Raw genomic sequence first — 18,162 nt, 5'->3', positions numbered from 1 at the left:
ATTGCCATCTACTTAAAAGAATAACGCCCTACCTTTAGGATTCCATATATGATTCCCAAAATTAAAATCATAGAGTGCCCAAGAGATGCCATGCAAGGCATCCATCGTTTTATTGATACCAGTATTAAACTTAAGTATTTAGACCAATTGCTGAATGTTGGGTTTGATACCATAGACTTTGGAAGCTTTGTTTCACCTAAGGCTATTCCCCAAATGCGGGATACTCATGAGCTCATTCAAAAATTAAATTTGAACAAACGCCCAACATCGCTTCTAGCCATTATAGCCAATCTTCGAGGAGCTATAGAAGCCTCAAAATATGATACCATTTCTTATTTAGGTTACCCATTTAGCGTATCAGAAACCTTTCAAGTGCGCAATACCAATAGTTCTATTGAAGAGTCTTTTGAAACCGTTAAACATATTCAGGATATTGCTGTAAAGTCAGACAAGAAACTGATTGTCTATCTTTCTATGGCTTTTGGAAATCCTTATGGCGATCCATGGAATGCAGAAATAGTGTCCTATTGGGCTGATCAATTGATTCCCATTGGCTGTAATATCATAGCTTTATCAGATACTATCGGAATAGCAACACCTGAAAGTATTCATTATTTATTTTCTCACCTCATTCCAGCTTATCCGCAAATTGAATTTGGAGCCCATTTGCATACTGTTCCTTCTCTATGGCAAGAAAAAATTGAAGCCGCCTACAAAGCTGGATGTATTAGATACGATGGCGCTATTAAGGGGTATGGCGGTTGCCCTATGGCCAAGGATGATTTGACAGGAAATATGCCTACTGAACACTTAATTTCATTTTTCAACGAATTAGGTGCTGATACAGGAATCAACATGAATCAATTTGAAAAAGCAATGCTTTATAGTAATGAAGTCTTCTTATGAAAAGTACAACTCTTGCATTTTGTCAAATAGAATATGCGTCTCCGGAATATGATGATAGTCTGCGATTAAGATATCGAATTTTAAGAGCCCCTTTAGGTTTGGATTATACTGAAGAACAAATTATTGAAGAATGGGACTCTTACCATTTTGGACTTTACGATCAAAATCAGTTCTTAAAAGCCTGCCTTACTTTTAAAGCTATTGATGAACATACCTTAAAAATGCGGCAAGTGGTTGTAGATCAAGACGTTCAAGGTCAGGGTTTAGGCAAAATATTAGTAAGCCAAGCAGAACATTGGGCTCTAATTCAAGGATTTAAGAACATAGAATTACATGCCAGAGACACTGCAGTTCCATTTTATCTTTCAATGAATTATTTGGCTGCAGGAGCTCCATTTGTTGAAGTTGGAATAGCACATCAAAAAATGGAAAAACATATTTCTCAGCAGATAGCACTTTAAAAAAAAATCCCATCTTACGAATAAGACAGGATTTTCAATAGTTTGGTTTTAACAGATACTTTTAGTATTCGGTTTTGTTTTCTACAGGATAAATTACTATTTGCAAATGCTGTGCCAGAAATTCAAAATTCAAAACACTAAATCCTATTTTTTACCATTTGAATTGCCTTAATAATGATACTTTTGTCCCAGCCAAAGCTTTTCAATTAATGATAAATCGCTATGATTCACTGGGTGTGTCCGCATCGAAAGATGAAATTCACGATGCTATAAAAGAACTTGACAAAGGCCTCTTTCCAAATGCATTTTGTAAAATTTTACCTGATTTAGTTGCCAAAGATTCTTCGTATTGCAATATTATTCATGCGGATACAGCTGGATCCAAAACCAGTCTGGCTTATTTGTATTGGAAAGAAACGGGCGACCTATCCGTCTGGAAAAATATTGCTCAGGATGCATTGGTCATGAATATAGATGATATGGCCTGCGTAGGCGCTTACACTGATATTGTTATCTCATCAACAATTGGTAGAAACAAACATCTCATACCTAAAGAAATAATAAAAACACTGATCGCTTCAAGTAATGATATTCTACAACAATTAACCTCGTATGGTATTTCTATAATCTCAGGTGGTGGAGAGACTGCAGATGTTGGAGATATAGTAAGAACTATTGATGTTGGCATTACAGCTTTTTCAAGAATGCCTCAAGAAAAAGTTATTCCAATCAATATCAAGCCCGGATCGGTTATTGTAGGTTTCGCATCTTTTGGCCAAACAACTTATGAAAACAAATACAATAGCGGTATCGGCTCCAATGGACTAACGGCCGCAAGACATGATGTACTTAATAAACACTATCTTCAACATTATCCGGAATCATGTTCCCCTGAAACTTTAGACGAATATAAATATACAGGGCGATATAGACTAACAGATCAATATCTACACAAAGACAAAAATTATATCGTAGGTGATCTTCTCTTATCCCCTACTCGTACCTATTTACCCATTCTAAAAGAAATTATAGATCAACACCGATCGCAAATTCAGGGAATTATACATTGCACCGGGGGCGCTCAAACCAAAGTGAAAAAATTCATTAATAAAGTAAAAATTATAAAAAATACTCTATTTGAATTACCACCCGTCTTTGAGTTAATTCGAGAATGTACTTTATGCTCAGATCATGAAATGTATCAAGTTTATAACATGGGACATCGATTGGAAATATACACTGACGAAAAAACAGCTATTCAAATGACTGACATTGCAGCCAAATTTAATTTGGATGCAAAAATAATTGGACATGTAGAATCCTCTGAAAACGAAGATATCCAGATTGAATCATTTATGGGAACATTCAACTATTAGTCATGGCAACTGGTCCCAACAAAGCAGTATTACTCAAATATGTACTCCAAGATTGTACACCTGAAGAAATTATCTTTGTAGAATCCTGGATCAAGAATGATGCTGAAATAAAAAAACAAGTAGATCAATTAAAACTATTATACCAAACTGATAAAGAAACAAATCAAGCAGCATATCAAGAACATGCTCCCACAAATAGTGAAACGGATTCAAAATCATTTATTGGTTGGATTGGAATCATCGGTGTATTTATTTTAATTTTTATATTGTTATTTCTGTTTTATTTTTTAAAACGATAAATTATTGTGTTTAGCATACTTGAAAAAAAAGTAATGCAAGTGAATCCAAATACATTTGAAGATCTTGCACTAGAAGTATTCCGTTTTCAAGCTAGAGAAAATCTAATCTTCCATAAATACTTGCAATTATTAAAAATAAAAGTTGCGGACATTAATACTATTTCACAAATCCCTTTTCTTCCGGTCTCATGTTACAAATATCACAGGATTACAAGTGGTAATTGGAAAGAAGAAGATACTTTTTATTCCTCTGGAACAACAGGAATGCTCAAGTCTAAGCATTTGGTAAAATCACTTGCTTGGTATGAAAACGTCATTTTAAAAGATTTTAATGAAGCTTTTAATCATTCATCAAACTATCAGTTCTTTGGCTTGCTGCCCGGATATGTAGACAATCCGAATTCTTCATTAATTTGTATGATCCATCTGCTTATGAAGAAAAGTAAACAAAATGCCGGTAACTCTTTTTATAAAGATGATTTTCAAAAACTCTTTGTTGATTTGACACATGCGGTTCAATCTCAACAGCAAGTCATACTTTTTGGTGTAAGCTTTGCATTATATGACTTTGCAAAACAATATGTACTAAATGCTCCAAATTTAATCATCATAGAGACCGGAGGTCTTAAGTCTTCGAAACGACAATTTACAAAAATTGAAATTATTGAAACCTTGAATAAATCATTTCCAAGCTCCAAGATATTTTCAGAATATGGCATGACAGAAATGATGTCTCAGGCATATAGTCCAAACGGAATACATTATAATCGATCAACAACTATGGATGTCATCATTTCTGCTCCGGATGATCACAAAGAAATTATGAATGCTAATAAACGTGGACGAGTCAATATCATAGATCTGGGGAATCTTCACACTTGCTCTTTTCTCCAAACCGGAGACCTGGGTATAAAGTTAAATGCATCCCAATTTCAAATATTAGGAAGATTAGATGATGAAGAAATCAGAGGTTGTAATATGTTATTGGAATAAAATATTTACCATTAATTTCCGTGAGCATTACGTTGTTCCGTGAATTTTTGGAGTAAAGATCTCGTTTGCGTTCTTATTTTATTCTTCATCATAGGCGTCCAACCCAATAAATATCCAGGCAATCCAAATGCCTGTTGGGTCCATGTCCATAAATTAAAAACATCGTGATGTTCAAGAATCAATCCATCCTTAAACTTAAATGATGCTTGAATTTTATTGATTATTTTTCGAGGAGGATTCCCAAACATATAGCTAGCTTGCCAATTCACGGAACCTGAAGTTTCGTTTGCTTTTACATCAGTATATTGAATATGGATACCACTCTTATTGCGACTCAGTAACATCCGCCACATATTTCGAACTTCTTCCCCTTGCAATGTTCCAAATGCCGGATCACTAAATGTAACTTGATCGTGGTATAAAGATGCCATAGTTTCTGCATCACCAACAGCGAAAGCATTGTAAAAAGATGCAATGATTTGTTCATTTGAAGGGTTCATCCTATATGCATTTTTAATTTGACAAATTATTTCTTAGAATTAAATTGTATGCTTTACCGAAATTTCAATAAATATTATAAATTTTATTTCTCTTTAAAAAAAGGATGCTTCATCTGTTCCCAAAAGCTTGTTGGATATTTTTCAATTTCATCAAAACCCAATACAACATCTGCATTTCGTTTTGGTATATAGTTCGTCTTGAATAAATAATCCCATAAACTTAAACTTATGCCATAATTTACACCATAGGTTCCGGCAGGTAATTGTTTGGCATGATGCCATAAATGCATAACTGGATTATTGAGTAAATATTTGAAGGGCCCATAAGTTAGATTCAAATTAGCATGATTCAAATGACCAATACTCAAAGCGATCATATGGACTATAAAGAAATCTTCAATACTGACACCGATCATCGCCAATGGAATGTATTGACAGGTTTTATATATTATGGTTTCCATCCAGTGAAATCTCAGATGAGCAGCAAATCCCATTTCTTCAACACTGTGGTGTACTTTGTGAAATTTCCACATCCAGGGAACTCTATGTAACATACGATGAACATTCCATTGTATAAAATCAGCAATGATAAAAATAATGACATACTGAACCCATTTTGGAAATTCATACAATTGTACTGCAACCATATTAGTCAAACCGAATGCATGTAAAACTTGATTCCAAAGTTCAACACCGACATTGGATAATGCATTATATAACACTAATGAAAAAAGGAAAAAATTAAAAAAAACATAAAATAAATCCAACCAAAAATCTTTGCGAAATAAAGCCTGATTTTTGCGCCAAGGAAAAATAATCTCTAATAACCATGTAAATAAAGAAAGCAACACCAAGCCATAAAAATAATTTTCATACCAAGGCTTGTATTCGTATGAAAATAATATTTCGTTTTTTAGGTAATTCCAATAACCAATATAGGATTCTTGAATCAGGTGAAAAATGGAGTTTAGATCCATGGTACTAATAATTTAATAATTCTTCAATACTCAACTTCACTTTATCAACATTCAAAATCATCTCTTGTTCTAAAATGCTATTCAAAGGAATGGCTGGTAAATTCTTTGATCCAATGGTTTTAACAGGAGCATCCAAATATTCAAAACAATGTTCGCTAATCAATCCGGCTAGAGCCAATGCGAAACTATTATCAATGGTTTCTTCAGTAACAACGAGGCATCTTCCCAATTTCTTTACCTCATTAAAAATGGTATTCCTATCTAAAGGCACTAAGGTCCTTAGATCTACAATAGTAATTCTCCCGACATATGATTTAGATGCATTCAATGCCCAATGCACACCCATACCGTAAGTAATAATACATAAACTAGATGCTTCTTTATCAGTAGCTTCTAACACCACTTTAGCACTTCCCAATGGCACTATATAATCTTCATCAGGCATAACTACTTTCGCAGCTTCAGTTCCAGGTACTTTGCTCCAATACAAACCCTTATGTTCGAAAACTACGACCGGATTAGGGTCATAATATGCTGCTTTCATCAATCCTTTAAGATCAGCACCATTTGATGGATAGACTACTTTAATTCCTTTGATATTACAAACTACGGATTCGACACTGGATGAATGATAAGGTCCTCCACTTCCATAAGCACCTATCGGCACTCTTAATATCATACTCACAGGATATTTCCCATTCGTAAGATAACATGAGCGAGCAACCTCAGTAAACAATTGGTTCAATCCCGGCCAAATATAATCTGCAAACTGTACCTCTACAATCGGTTTTAAACCCACAGCAGACATACCAACCGTACTACCCACAATGAAAGCTTCCTGGATGGGTGTGTTGAATACCCTATGATCGCCAAATTTTTGAGCCAAGGTTGCTGCCTCTCTAAATACTCCACCCAATCGCTTCCCAACATCCTGGCCATAAAAAATACATTCAGGATGTTTTCTCATCAATTCTTCAACAGCAAATAAAGCACAATCAACCATAACTTTCTCTTCAGAAGTATCCGGATGCCTTATTCCACTTTCTTCAACAATGTGGGTTGGAGCAAAATCATGAGTATACAAATCCTCAGGTCTTGGATCTTCAGCATTTCGGGCTCGATCAAAATCAAGTTCAACTAATTTATTCGCATCAGATTCTATACTTAAAATATGATCATTTGAAATATTATTTTTAGCAAGTAAACTTATTAATTTTTCATATGGATCACGTTGCATTTGACTTTCCAAATCATCTCTGTACCATTCCTTTCTTACACCTGATGTGTGATGATTCAATAAAGGAACTTTTGCATGAAGAAGAAAAGGTTTCCGATCTTTCCTCATTTTATTGATAATATGCTCTATGGTTTGGTATGATAATTCGAAATCAGTTCCATCAATAGATGCACTTTCAATACCTGGAAAACCCTTGATATAATCGATTGCATTTCCACTACGAATTTCACTACTATGAGCGGAAATATCCCAGTCGTTATCTTGAACTAAATAAAGAATTGGCAATTGCTTCAATGAAGCCATATGAAATGCTTCAGCGACCTCACCTTCTGTAATGGATGCATCTCCTAGTGAACATACAACGATTGGCTTGAGATCTTGAACAGTTTCAAAATTCATCAACTCCTTATACTGAATTCCCATGGCAATTCCAGTAGTAGGGATAGCTTGCATACCTGTTGCAGAAGATTGGTGCGGAATTTTTGGCTTGTCTGTATCTCTCAGACTTGGATGACTGTAATAAGTTCTCCCGCCTGAAAATGGATCATCCCGCTTGGCCATAAGTTGCAACATCAGATCATAGGGCTTCATTCCTATAGCAAGCAAAAGGCTATCGTCCCTATAATATGCTGACAAATAATCCTGTGGTAAAAGTTGGAGACCCATTGCAATCTGAACTGCTTCATGACCTCTTGATGTAGCATGAACATATTTTGAAGCAAACTTAAAATTCGCTTCATATATTTCAGTCATTGCCTTAGCTGTTGCAATCAATGAGAAGGCTTTAGTTAAGGTTTTATGATTCATATGACATTCTTTAAAAGATGTTGGATTAAGCGCGCAAAGTTCACTATAATTATTGACTTATAAGTGTAAAATATGTGCATGAGACAAAAGACTATTTTGCACCTCCATTCATATTGTTTTACTTTATAATACTATTCAAACACTACAAATAACCATGGAAATGGAAAAGAAATAGCAAAATGTAATAAAATAAAAATGGCTCAATGATAATACCTCAATTTCCAATATAAAATCAAAAATTGCACATTAACAATACTCAAAATCCTTGATCGTTGGATTAAATTAAACAACCACTAACATTTAGAATAAATTTTGATATTTATCTAAAACAATTGATCCGATTTACCATTTAAAAGGATGAATTCAAATAAATGTCAAAATTAAATGCTCCATTTACGATAATTTAACAACTTATTTGCCTATCCAGAAAAATTTAGAAAAAAATGCTCAATTAAATGACTACCTTGCATCATATTTCTAAAAGAACCTACCCATTCATTTCTATTATTTTCAAAATTATTTTTTATTTACATGCAATTTCAAGATCTACACATCATTGATCCTATTCTTAAATCATTAGAAGAAGAAGGCTACTCGATTCCAACACCCATTCAATTAAAAGCTATTCCAATTGGACTTCAAGGCACCGATTTATTGGCATGTGCCCAAACAGGAACCGGTAAAACTGCAGCATTTGCTATACCGATTTTACAGTTGTTAAGTCAATCTCCCCATAATTTAAAAAAACGTTCCATCAGAAGCCTTATCATTACTCCAACTCGTGAATTGGCGATACAGATCAATGAAAGTTTCAAATCATATGGCAGACATTTGCCATTAAGAAGTACTGTAATATTTGGCGGTGTTAATCAGGGCCAACAAACAGAAGCATTGAGAAATGGAGTTGATATTTTAATAGCTACTCCTGGACGACTTATAGACCTAATGAATCAAGGACATCTGACCTTACAACATGTAGAAATCTTAGTCTTAGATGAAGCAGACCGTATGTTAGATATGGGTTTTATCAACGATGTAAAAAAAATCATAGCCAGTGTACCTAAAAAAAGACAAACTTTGTTTTTTTCTGCAACCATGCCTGATGAAATTGTTAAATTATCATCAAACATATTACATAAACCTATAAAAATAGAAGTCACACCGGTTTCTTCAACTGCTGACACCATTCAACAATTTATTTATTTTGTTGATAAAGGAAATAAAAATAAGCTGCTCATTGAAATACTAAAAAACAAAGACATCAAGACTGTATTGGTTTTCACCAGAACGAAACATGGTGCTGACAAAGTGGTCAAAGTTTTACATACGAACAATATTAAAGCTGAAGCCATTCATGGTAATAAAGCCCAAAACGCCAGACAACGGGCATTAACTAATTTCAAAGCTCAAACAACCAGAGTGTTAGTTGCAACAGACATTGCTGCAAGAGGAATCGATGTCGATGATTTAGAATATGTAATCAATTATGAAATTCCTAACATATCAGAAACTTATGTACATAGAATTGGAAGAACCGGTAGAGCAGGAGCTAAAGGAACGGCATATTCGTTTTGTGACGCAGAAGAAAAACCTTTTTTAAAAGATATTGAAAAATTAATTTCTAAAAAACTTCCAGTTATCGAAAATCATCCTTTTCCTTTATTAATTCATAATCCGGTAAAAGCTGCACCTGTACAAAGACCCCCACGTAAAAAAGTTGACGAACAAGGAAAACCCATAGATCGCAGACTGAATCGTCAAAAAAGAGATAAAAGGAGATATGGAAATTCGATAGTTGCCAATAAATAAAACAGGCAATTTTCAATAAATTTCATAAATACACTGGATTAATGCATACTACCGGCACGCAGTCCAATGTCTGCCATGACTTGAGCTTCATAATCCAGAAATTCTTGCCAGCGCTTCCATGTTTTTTCTTTACCCAAGTAGCGTTCTGCTAAATTTAAAAATAAACGATAATGTCCCGCCTCAGAAATGACAAACTGATGATAGAAATCTCTTAGATTTTGTTCTTTTAATTCGAGTGAAAGCAATCTAAATCTTTCGCAACTTCTAGCTTCAATGACTGCACTTAATAATAACAAATCTAATAAACGCTCATCGCGACTTCCACCCTTTTTAACAAATTTCAAAAGCTCTGTTACATAAATATCTTTTCTTTGAAATCCAAGCTTCAAATTCCTATTCTCTAGTTCTTTTACAACCATTTTGAAATGTTCCCATTCCTCCGCAACCACTTCAGAAACTTGTTGCACTAATTCCTTTTTGTCAGGAAACAATTGAATTAAACTAATACCTGCACTTGCAGCTTTTTGTTCACAAAATGCATGATCCGTCAAAATTTCTTCTAGGGACATTGCAGCTAAATTAGCCCACCTTGGATCAGTAGGTAAGTGCAATCCAAGGGTTGTTAATTCTTTTTCCTGATGCATGCCATTAATTTTTGAAAAGCGTCTATATGATAAATGTCATATGTTTCAATTCCAGCATCCCAAATGAAAGTAATGTTATTCAGATCTTTTGATTTCAATTTTTTAATTTGCTCCTTATTTAACGCACATTGAATTTTGTAAATTGTATTTCCAGATTTTGCTTCCAATTGACCATTTGAAGTGGCATTGCTATTTAAATAAATGTACTCATCATTTAAAAAACTCAATTTAATGGGATTGCCTGAATCCATATTTCCATATATCTTTAATGCTTGTGGGGAAGTGAATATTAATCGCATTTCTAGATAGTACGTTTTTCTGGACTTGAGCATTCGGGCATCTATTGTTAGAAATTCTTTGTCTTTAAAAAAACGTTCCAATTTACTATCTGTATAACTTAAAAGATTTATGTATTTAGTAGCAAAGACAGAACCATCCTGATTGGCTTCCAATTCGCATTGAAAAGCTTCTGAATAATCATAAACATCAACATTCAAACTTCTGGGAATATTTAAATTCTCTTTTTTAGAAATTTTATATTCAGCATGATCCAGCTTTTTAATTCTTTGTTGCGCATTTTTTTGAAATTTCAATTGATCTTCAATAGATTGATAAGGCAATTGATGTACTTCTGTCAACAATAATTTAAAATCATTTAATCGAGAAAGTTCTTGATCATTTGCTGATTTCAATTGCTCTATTTGCTTGTTTAGTTTTCTAGTTTCCTTTTGATCTGAAGTATATCTTTTTTTTTCTTCTTCGATATATTCCATTTTATCTTTTCCATCCTGAATTCTGGTATTAATTTCAAGAATTTTAGCATTAACTAGCTTATTAAAATCCGGTATAGTATCCTTAAACTCTCTTATTAACTGTATGCAATTATGGGCATAATTGTCACGTTGACAACAAAAGCAAATCAATAAAAATATAAATAACCGCATGAATTACCCTAAATAGATGAAAAAGGTCGGCAAAAATACAAAATTTAACTAACATAAAAGCCTACAATCCCAGTCATTACCTACCCCATGCTTCAGACTGGAGGGCTTGATATTATCCTTTTGAATCAAAATCAAAGGATTTTCAAAACCTTAACAATTCCCATATAGTATGACTATATTAAAAACCGTTTAAAAGATGCAATTATATATTATCGACAAAGGCAATAATTCAATACGCTCAATCGTTCGCCTCATTTAATAATAAATTGAAATAATATTAGTTCAAAACATTATTTTTGCGGCGATTTCAAGCTTGTGAGGTCAATTGTACCAAGCCTGGATACCCCTGAATTCGTTATTTTTTTTCCTGCTAAATACACAAAAACATATGATAGACTATATCCATTCAAACAAACAAAGATTTCTAGATGAACTCATTGAATTATTAAAGATTCCATCTGTTAGTGCGGATACCAAACACAATGAGGACACGGCCCGCTGTGCAGAGGCTGTCAAAACAGCTTTATTAAAGGCTGGCTGCACCCATGCTGAAATTTGCCCAACTAAGGGTCACCCCATAGTATATGCACACAAAATATTAGATCCCAACCTACCGACCATCCTGACTTATGGACATTACGATGTCCAGCCTCCTGATCCATTGGATTTATGGACTAGTGGTCCTTTTGAACCAGTAGTGAAGGATGATAAAATTTACGCCAGAGGAGCTTGTGATGACAAAGGTCAAGTCTACATGCATGTTAAAGCTTTAGAAACCATGTTGGCTACTAATAACTTGTGCTGTAATGTCAAGTATATCATTGAGGGAGAAGAAGAGGTAGGAAGTTCTAATTTGGGAAGCTTTTTGGAAGAAAATAAAGAAAAACTTAAAGCGGATATCGTATTGGTAAGTGATACATCCATGATTAGTATGGAAAACCCATCCATAGAAACAGGACTAAGGGGATTGGCATATATGGAAGTAGAAGTAACTGGCCCTAATCGGGATTTGCATTCCGGAGTTTATGGAGGAGCTGTAGCTAATCCAATTACTATTTTGGCTCAGATGATCTCAGGCATGCATGACGAGAATAATCATATCACCATTCCGGGGTTCTATGATAGTGTAATAGAACTTACAGAAGCCGAAAGAACTGATTTAAATAAAGCACCTTTCGTTTTAGATCAGTATAAAAAAGATCTTGAAATCAATGAAGTTTGGGGTGAGAAAAATTTCACTACATTGGAAAGGACTGGAATTCGTCCAACCCTGGAGCTAAATGGCATATGGGGTGGATATACTGGGGAAGGCGCAAAAACAGTTTTGCCTTCTAAAGCCTATGCCAAAATTTCAATGCGCTTGGTTCCTAATCAAAAATCACACGAAACGGCTCAATTATTTACTAAATATATAGAGCAAATAGCTCCACCATATGTAAAGGTAAAAGTTACCGAACTTCATGGAGGGGAACCAGTTGTTACTCCAACCAATAGTGCCGCTTATCAAGCTGCTGCTGATGCCATAGAAACGACATTTGGTAAAAAACCGATTCCTACCCGAGGCGGCGGTAGTATTCCTATTATAGCATTATTCGAAAGGATATTAGGCTTAAAAACAGTTCTCATGGGTTTTGGCTTGGATTCAGACAACATTCATTCACCAAACGAACATTTTGGTTTATTTAATTTCTATAAAGGAATAGAGACGATTCCAATTTTTCATAAAAACTTTTCAACCATTAAAAACAATCATTAACATGTTAAAACATTTTATTTTATTCACCTGTGGATGCTTTTTAATCAATACTGCATCTGCACAAAATCAACAATTAAAGATGGATTCATTGAGTTACAGCATTGGCGTATTATTTGGAACTACACTTAAACAACAAGGATTTACTAAAATCTCTGCACCAGATGTAGTTGAGGCATTAGAAGCCATTTTTGCAGATAAGAAAACTAGCATTTCAATAAAAGATGCATCAGAAATTTATTCTAAAGCTGCACAAGAAAACGCTATCAAAGCAGAAGCTGAGAATGCAAAATTGGCAGGTCCAATAAAAGAAGAAGGTGAAGCTTTTCTTCTTGCTAATAGTAAAAAACCCGGAGTCACTACCCTTCCTAGTGGTTTACAATACGAAGTTATAAAAATGGGAACTGGTCCAAAACCAACAGCTTCAAGTACCGTAAAAACACATTATCATGGAACACTGATTAATGGTAAAGTATTTGATAGTTCAGTAGAAAGAAATGAACCCATTTCCTTTCCATTAAACGGTGTCATCAAAGGCTGGACCGAAGGATTACAACTTATGCCGGTAGGATCAAAATTCAGATTTTTCATACCCTACTCTTTAGCCTATGGAGAACGTGGTGCAGGTGCAGACATCAAGCCGTTTTCAGCTTTAATATTTGAAGTAGAGTTACTAGGAATAGAATAATACAAAGTAAATTTAAATTTTCAATAAAAATATCTGACCTTGTAACTCTTGGTCAGATATTTTTATATTAGTGTAAGACTTATATCTTGATTTTAAAATTGGAATGAAAATAGATATCATATCGTTATTGCCTGCCCTACTTGAAGGACCTTTAAATCATTCAATAATTCAAAGAGCTCAGACCAAGGGATTATTAGAAATAAATATTATTGATCTTAAATCTTTTGGGCTTAACGCTTATAGACAAGTTGATGATTACGCTTTCGGAGGCGGTGCAGGAATGGTCATGTTAATAGAGCCATTGGTCAACTGCATAGAAGCATTACAAAAAACTACCCAATATGATGAAGTCATATATTTAAGTCCAGATGGTCAGACCTTAAATCAACAAATGGCTAATTCCTTAAGCCTTAAACAAAATTTACTTTTAATATGCGGTCATTATAAGGGCATTGATCAAAGAGTTCGCGACCATTGGATTACCATCGAAATCAGCATCGGTGATTATGTACTCAGTGGTGGTGAATTAGCTGCTATGGTATTAACAGATGCAATTGGAAGATTGATTCCCGGTGTACTCAATGATGAAACGTCAGCATTGACAGATTCATTTCAAGATGATATGTTAGCACCACCAGTTTACAGTCGCCCCGCTTCCTTCAGAGGTTATGAAGTGCCTGACATATTGTTGAGCGGTCATCAGGCTAAAATTGATGAGTGGCGATTCGAACAAGCCTTGGAACGCACCAAAAATCGCAGACCGGATCTTTTAAAAGATTAAACTTTGGACAATATCTTAATACACTCTTCTCGTATCTTCCATATTTCTTCCATTGAATAAGAAATTTCCCGATGTTCATTTAACCAATTCGATAAAAAGTTCTGATGTCTTGCTATTTTATAATCTGAAATTTGATGAGGAGCGATCTCAAATTCATCTAGTAGGTCAACTATAAATTTCTTTTCTAAAAATGAAACACCTGTAAAGTCTAATATTTTATGATTGTATTTAAGATAACAATGGGCTTCAGGGATATAACTTAAATGGTAGTTTTCTAAACATGAACTTATCTGTGGCGTATTGAATGGATTCATTCGAAAGATACCTACGATTAATTGCAATTCATTTACGTTGTTTTCAATAGCTAAGGTCTTCAATAATGCGTGTTTAGTGCTACATGTACCACCACCATCCTCAAATACACAAAGTACATTATCTTTAAATACATTACGTTTATATGGTAAATTACAAATATATTGAGCAGCTTCCTGGAAAGTTAATATCCCTAAATGTCTAAATGAAGAGGATATCAGTGCATCTGAAAGGATTTTAAAGTTCAATTCATGCATTTCAAAATGATTAATACAAGTAGAAATCAATAAGCATATAAACATTCTTCAAATTGGATTTGTTTAAAGGTCATCATTTAATCCTTGTAAAACATCGACCATGAATAATAATTATCTAGATAGTGTTAGACAACAATTCGAATACTACAAATTACTTGGAGAGAAAACATTTGAACAAGTCACTGACGAGGCATTATTTTGGCAATACAACGAAGAAAGCAACAGCATAGCCACTATAGTTCACCATTTAAATGGTAACATGCTATCACGCTGGACTGATTTCTTGGAATCTGATGGGGAAAAAACATGGCGAAACAGAGATGAGGAATTTGAAAACAATATTCATACTCGGCAAGAAATGCAAGACTTATGGGACAAAGGATGGTCCTGTTTATTTAATGCGTTAAATTCGCTCACGGAAGCTGATCTGGATCGGATCATCTACATTAGAAATCAAGGGCATACCGTACTTGAAGCGTTAAATCGACAATTGGCTCACTACCCGTATCATATAGGTCAAATCATATATATTGGTAAAATGGCAGCAAATGAACATTGGAATTCATTATCAATTCCGAGAAGCCAATCTGGGTCATACAATCAAAACAAATTTTCGCACGATAAAAAAATAGAACATTTTACCAAAGAAGTGCTTGACCAAAAATAAATCTAACAATGATATCACATTTGTAATTAACTTTATAACCATGATTTATTAAGAAAATTCTTCCATTGTATAACTGATTTTTTATCTTTCAAATATTTTTAAGAATCAAAAGACGAATTTATATCTTTGAAAAAACCAATCCATCCAAAGAAATTTTTACCCACTTTAACTTACGAAGGTGGTGATAAAAAATTATTTCAATTCATCACCAATCATTTAAAGTATCCTCTTGAAGCCATCGAAAATAAAATCGAAGGTACTGTCATTGTAAAATATGAAATCAACTACAAAGGACATATTACACAAACTAAAGTCATTTCTGGAATTGGTTATGGTTGTGATGAAGAAGCAGAGCGCGTCGTTCGTTTATTAGAATTTAAAGTTAGCAAAAGTAGGGATTTGAAATTCAAATTTTATAAAACGATACAGATCCATTTTAAATCACCAAATACCCCAATCGAACAGTCCATTCAAACAACATATACTTACACCATTGAACCTAGCAAAACAACAAACGAACCTCCATCCTATCATTATACGATTATAACATAATAAATTTAAGCATTTACCAATTATTCAAAGAAATAAAGTAAAACTTTGAGTTTCTTTTTGAACTAAATAAAATGCTTGCACTTTAACCATTTTACAAACTAGAGTCCTTTAAATTTAATTGGTTTTTCCGAATATAAAATTCAGTTGCCCATATCGCTAAAACAAGAACCAAAATTTGGGTTAACAAACCTACCTGATCTGTACGTGCGATTGCTTCAGCTGATGATCCTTCAGGTTGTTTTAATATCCAAATGGCGTTGGAATTTTCTCCTTGCATACCAAACACCTGTTGTCCAATATTAAGTGCAACATGTATGCCAGTTGGCAATGCAATCCCACGAGAAACGATAGCCCCTAATCCAAAAACAAAAGCCCATATTGCAGGTCCAAGAAAAGCAATGGAAATATTCCATCCTTGAACAATATGATAGGATGCAAAAGCAATAGCAACAAACCACTGTGTCAATCTAAATCCATACCGATGATTCAGTTCCAAAAATGGATAAGATCTGAATGCGATTTCCTCCATAAGAGCCAATGGAATAATAGCTAACATCCAAAATAATTGAGCGATATTCCATTTATTAATTGAAGCAACCAATTCAATGTCCGAAAACAAAACCAAAAGTCCAATTATGAATAATAATAAAATAACTCCGATAACCAAACCCATAGAAAAATTCAATAGTGTATTTCGTTTCCAAACTAAATTATAATCTCGAAAAGACTTTCCTTCCCACTTAACAAACACCCAGGTAATTCCAATTGCTGCAATAGTTCCAAAAATACCATATATAAAGCGTTCCCATTGAGTCGGAAATATTGGACAAATAAATACGCCGATTAGAAAAAGAGAAAACAAAAATAGAATCCAAAAAAGTAGACTTTTCAGGATTGGACTAAAATGGATCCATTTTATTTGATTAAATTTTAAAGTCATTTTTCCATTTAAAATGTAAATTAGATAGTCAATTTTCTTAAAATGATACAAATTTAACTCAAAAGTTGGAATAATTTAACCAATCCTCAAAGTTACTTTCAGATAACTACCAATAGCAAATACTTACACAATAAATAAGGACAAACAATATGTACACACGTACCAAAAAATACTAAAATACCATGTCAATAAAAGTAGAATCGACAATCAAAGTTTGGTAAAAGTCAAATGGCATTAAATGCAAATCTGTTTGAAGCCTAAATTCAATTAATCGACCTCTATAAAAATCCAATCTATAATTTGGCAAGAAAGTGTCAATATCTGAAAGCTTCAAATTAGGCAAAATTGGTAAATGGATGATTTTATTCACTAGTGTATTTAAATTACTAGAATCTTTAATTGTTTTTAATTCTGAATCATAAACAAGGTTAACAATTTTACCCTTAAGTTTATAAGGCTTAATTGTACTAATTTTAACAGAATCCATATTTAAAATCCTTGAAACATGCAATAGTTTGTTTGTATTATATGTATTCCATTCGTGAGATTTCACATATTCTAAATATTTATTCTTAATATTCACTAGTTCCTTACAATTAGGCTCCATTCCATAAAAGCTACAAGATTTAATTATGCTATCCCTTAAAAGGAAAGCCATTTTTGATGGAGAATCTCCATCCAACCTGATCTTAGCTTCTTGAATAAAAGTATCGTTCAATACAACTTTTATCTCCTCTTTTATATCTTGAAATAAAACTTCATTCTTTAAATAATTTGTTGCTAATCTATATTCCATTTTCTTGAAAGGCGGGTAGAATTCTTGGGATCCAATGACTTGAAAAATGATTATTGAGTCGGATTTGATAAATAATTCAATCCTTGAAGAATCAGTGTATGCTTGTATTTGAATTTCATCAAAATTATTTATTTGCTTCGTAAAACATGATTGCAAGATTAAAAGTAAAAACCAATACTTCATAATATATTTAACATTTAGTTATTGCAGAAATCATTATCACAAACCATTTTACAACAAATAAAAAACTTCTTGTAAATAAATAGTACAGTGCAAACAAGATAAAATAAATAAAAATAATTCTATTGAAGGTAGCCATATTGCTATCAAAATCATTGTCAAATAATCATAAAATAAGTATTTCGACGAACATCATTCGTCGATATACTATGTAAAAATATCAAAATTTGGTAATCATATCCATTATTTTATTTATAACTTGATATTATTCATGTTGTTCTTA

At 33.4% G+C, this 18,162-nt stretch carries 19 protein-coding genes; 11 read left to right on the top strand and 8 right to left on the bottom strand.

Annotated elements, in window-relative coordinates; all coding sequences use genetic code 11:
- Positions 1–48 precede the first annotated feature (48 nt).
- From IPK88_14345 to IPK88_14325, 5 genes are all read left to right on the top strand, one after another.
- Positions 49–906 carry a hydroxymethylglutaryl-CoA lyase gene (locus IPK88_14345; protein MBK8244604.1) on the top strand — a complete coding sequence of 286 codons (858 nt, stop codon included), beginning with the start codon at positions 49–51 and terminating at the stop codon, positions 904–906.
- On the top strand, positions 903–1,367 hold the full coding sequence (locus IPK88_14340; protein MBK8244603.1) for a GNAT family N-acetyltransferase: 465 nt from the start codon (positions 903–905) through the stop codon (positions 1,365–1,367). The genes IPK88_14345 and IPK88_14340 overlap by 4 nt, the downstream gene beginning before the upstream one ends.
- Positions 1,368–1,576: 209 nt before the next feature.
- Positions 1,577–2,743 carry a phosphoribosylformylglycinamidine cyclo-ligase gene (locus tag IPK88_14335; protein ID MBK8244602.1) on the top strand — a complete coding sequence of 389 codons (1,167 nt, stop codon included), beginning with the start codon at positions 1,577–1,579 and terminating at the stop codon, positions 2,741–2,743.
- Between the two features lie 2 nt (positions 2,744–2,745).
- Entirely contained in the window at positions 2,746–3,042 is a 297-nt protein-coding gene (locus IPK88_14330) for a hypothetical protein (GenBank protein MBK8244601.1), read from the top strand.
- A 6-nt stretch (positions 3,043–3,048) separates the two neighbouring features.
- Positions 3,049–4,035: an acyl transferase gene (locus tag IPK88_14325; GenBank protein ID MBK8244600.1), complete on the top strand. Its 987-nt coding sequence runs from the start codon at positions 3,049–3,051 to the stop codon at positions 4,033–4,035.
- 11 nt (positions 4,036–4,046) lie between these two features.
- On the opposite strand, the gene IPK88_14320 is transcribed toward IPK88_14325, so the two are convergent.
- The 3 genes from IPK88_14320 to IPK88_14310 form a co-directional block, all read right to left on the bottom strand.
- Positions 4,047–4,535, bottom strand: coding sequence for a nuclear transport factor 2 family protein (locus tag IPK88_14320; protein MBK8244599.1), 489 nt, complete (start codon positions 4,533–4,535; stop codon positions 4,047–4,049).
- An 83-nt stretch (positions 4,536–4,618) separates the two neighbouring features.
- Positions 4,619–5,512: a sterol desaturase family protein gene (locus IPK88_14315; protein ID MBK8244598.1), complete on the bottom strand. Its 894-nt coding sequence runs from the start codon at positions 5,510–5,512 to the stop codon at positions 4,619–4,621.
- Between the two features lie 4 nt (positions 5,513–5,516).
- Complete coding sequence (locus IPK88_14310; GenBank protein MBK8244597.1) at positions 5,517–7,556, bottom strand: tungsten formylmethanofuran dehydrogenase; 2,040 nt, start codon at positions 7,554–7,556, stop codon at positions 5,517–5,519.
- 531 nt (positions 7,557–8,087) lie between these two features.
- Here IPK88_14310 and IPK88_14305 point away from each other — a divergent pair.
- Complete coding sequence (locus IPK88_14305; protein ID MBK8244596.1) at positions 8,088–9,365, top strand: DEAD/DEAH box helicase; 1,278 nt, start codon at positions 8,088–8,090, stop codon at positions 9,363–9,365.
- 38 nt (positions 9,366–9,403) lie between these two features.
- On the opposite strand, the gene IPK88_14300 is transcribed toward IPK88_14305, so the two are convergent.
- Both IPK88_14300 and IPK88_14295 read right to left on the bottom strand, forming a co-directional pair.
- Positions 9,404–10,009: a tRNA-(ms[2]io[6]A)-hydroxylase gene (locus IPK88_14300; protein MBK8244595.1), complete on the bottom strand. Its 606-nt coding sequence runs from the start codon at positions 10,007–10,009 to the stop codon at positions 9,404–9,406.
- Entirely contained in the window at positions 9,988–10,953 is a 966-nt protein-coding gene (locus IPK88_14295) for a hypothetical protein (protein ID MBK8244594.1), read from the bottom strand. Before IPK88_14295 ends, IPK88_14300 begins: the two co-directional genes overlap by 22 nt.
- Positions 10,954–11,341: 388 nt before the next feature.
- Between IPK88_14295 and IPK88_14290 the strand changes: the two genes are divergently transcribed.
- The 3 genes from IPK88_14290 to trmD all read left to right on the top strand — a co-directional run bounded on the left by IPK88_14290 (position 11,342) and on the right by trmD (position 14,175).
- Positions 11,342–12,709 (top strand): dipeptidase, encoded by a 1,368-nt coding sequence (locus IPK88_14290; protein MBK8244593.1) that lies wholly within the window; start codon positions 11,342–11,344, stop codon positions 12,707–12,709.
- A 79-nt stretch (positions 12,710–12,788) separates the two neighbouring features.
- A complete protein-coding gene (locus IPK88_14285) occupies positions 12,789–13,394 on the top strand; it encodes an FKBP-type peptidyl-prolyl cis-trans isomerase (GenBank protein MBK8244592.1) in 606 nt (201 codons plus the stop codon).
- Between the two features lie 103 nt (positions 13,395–13,497).
- Positions 13,498–14,175 carry a tRNA (guanosine(37)-N1)-methyltransferase TrmD gene (gene trmD, locus IPK88_14280; protein ID MBK8244591.1) on the top strand — a complete coding sequence of 226 codons (678 nt, stop codon included), beginning with the start codon at positions 13,498–13,500 and terminating at the stop codon, positions 14,173–14,175.
- Here trmD and IPK88_14275 read toward each other — a convergent pair.
- Positions 14,172–14,744, bottom strand: coding sequence for a hypothetical protein (locus IPK88_14275; protein ID MBK8244590.1), 573 nt, complete (start codon positions 14,742–14,744; stop codon positions 14,172–14,174). The two genes, trmD and IPK88_14275, sit on opposite strands and share 4 nt — an antisense overlap.
- A 100-nt stretch (positions 14,745–14,844) precedes the next feature.
- Here IPK88_14275 and IPK88_14270 point away from each other — a divergent pair, with 100 nt between their 5' ends.
- Positions 14,845–15,411: a DUF1572 family protein gene (locus tag IPK88_14270; protein ID MBK8244589.1), complete on the top strand. Its 567-nt coding sequence runs from the start codon at positions 14,845–14,847 to the stop codon at positions 15,409–15,411.
- A 126-nt stretch (positions 15,412–15,537) separates the two neighbouring features.
- On the top strand, positions 15,538–15,963 hold the full coding sequence (locus IPK88_14265; protein ID MBK8244588.1) for a TonB family protein: 426 nt from the start codon (positions 15,538–15,540) through the stop codon (positions 15,961–15,963).
- 91 nt (positions 15,964–16,054) lie between these two features.
- Here IPK88_14265 and IPK88_14260 read toward each other — a convergent pair whose 3' ends face one another.
- Together IPK88_14260 and IPK88_14255 are read right to left on the bottom strand one after the other, a co-directional pair.
- Positions 16,055–16,903 carry a CPBP family intramembrane metalloprotease gene (locus IPK88_14260; GenBank protein ID MBK8244587.1) on the bottom strand — a complete coding sequence of 283 codons (849 nt, stop codon included), beginning with the start codon at positions 16,901–16,903 and terminating at the stop codon, positions 16,055–16,057.
- Between the two features lie 172 nt (positions 16,904–17,075).
- Positions 17,076–17,882: a hypothetical protein gene (locus tag IPK88_14255; protein MBK8244586.1), complete on the bottom strand. Its 807-nt coding sequence runs from the start codon at positions 17,880–17,882 to the stop codon at positions 17,076–17,078.
- Between the last annotated feature and the right edge of the window lie 280 nt (positions 17,883–18,162).

Source organism: Candidatus Defluviibacterium haderslevense, from assembly GCA_016712225.1.
In the GTDB taxonomy this organism is placed as follows: Bacteria; Bacteroidota; Bacteroidia; order Chitinophagales; family Saprospiraceae; genus Vicinibacter; species Vicinibacter haderslevensis.
The sequence above is the reverse complement of the archived record's forward strand: the minus strand, read 5'-3'. Positions and strand labels throughout refer to the sequence as shown.

What these genes read in the sequence shown, in the direction of transcription:
- IPK88_14275 (MBK8244590.1), bottom strand. Translation starts at nt 14,744, where the DNA reads ATGCATGAATTGAACTTTAAAATCCTTTCAGATGCACTGATATCCTCT.
- IPK88_14295 (MBK8244594.1), bottom strand. Translation starts at nt 10,953, where the DNA reads ATGCGGTTATTTATATTTTTATTGATTTGCTTTTGTTGTCAACGTGAC.
- IPK88_14290 (MBK8244593.1), top strand. Translation starts at nt 11,342, where the DNA reads ATGATAGACTATATCCATTCAAACAAACAAAGATTTCTAGATGAACTC.
- IPK88_14340 (MBK8244603.1), top strand. Translation starts at nt 903, where the DNA reads ATGAAAAGTACAACTCTTGCATTTTGTCAAATAGAATATGCGTCTCCG.
- IPK88_14300 (MBK8244595.1), bottom strand. Translation starts at nt 10,009, where the DNA reads ATGCATCAGGAAAAAGAATTAACAACCCTTGGATTGCACTTACCTACT.
- IPK88_14255 (MBK8244586.1), bottom strand. Translation starts at nt 17,882, where the DNA reads ATGAAGTATTGGTTTTTACTTTTAATCTTGCAATCATGTTTTACGAAG.
- IPK88_14305 (MBK8244596.1), top strand. Translation starts at nt 8,088, where the DNA reads ATGCAATTTCAAGATCTACACATCATTGATCCTATTCTTAAATCATTA.
- trmD (MBK8244591.1), top strand. Translation starts at nt 13,498, where the DNA reads ATGAAAATAGATATCATATCGTTATTGCCTGCCCTACTTGAAGGACCT.
- IPK88_14330 (MBK8244601.1), top strand. Translation starts at nt 2,746, where the DNA reads ATGGCAACTGGTCCCAACAAAGCAGTATTACTCAAATATGTACTCCAA.
- IPK88_14260 (MBK8244587.1), bottom strand. Translation starts at nt 16,903, where the DNA reads ATGACTTTAAAATTTAATCAAATAAAATGGATCCATTTTAGTCCAATC.
- IPK88_14335 (MBK8244602.1), top strand. Translation starts at nt 1,577, where the DNA reads ATGATAAATCGCTATGATTCACTGGGTGTGTCCGCATCGAAAGATGAA.
- IPK88_14285 (MBK8244592.1), top strand. Translation starts at nt 12,789, where the DNA reads ATGGATTCATTGAGTTACAGCATTGGCGTATTATTTGGAACTACACTT.
- IPK88_14270 (MBK8244589.1), top strand. Translation starts at nt 14,845, where the DNA reads ATGAATAATAATTATCTAGATAGTGTTAGACAACAATTCGAATACTAC.
- IPK88_14310 (MBK8244597.1), bottom strand. Translation starts at nt 7,556, where the DNA reads ATGAATCATAAAACCTTAACTAAAGCCTTCTCATTGATTGCAACAGCT.
- IPK88_14315 (MBK8244598.1), bottom strand. Translation starts at nt 5,512, where the DNA reads ATGGATCTAAACTCCATTTTTCACCTGATTCAAGAATCCTATATTGGT.
- IPK88_14320 (MBK8244599.1), bottom strand. Translation starts at nt 4,535, where the DNA reads ATGAACCCTTCAAATGAACAAATCATTGCATCTTTTTACAATGCTTTC.
- IPK88_14345 (MBK8244604.1), top strand. Translation starts at nt 49, where the DNA reads ATGATTCCCAAAATTAAAATCATAGAGTGCCCAAGAGATGCCATGCAA.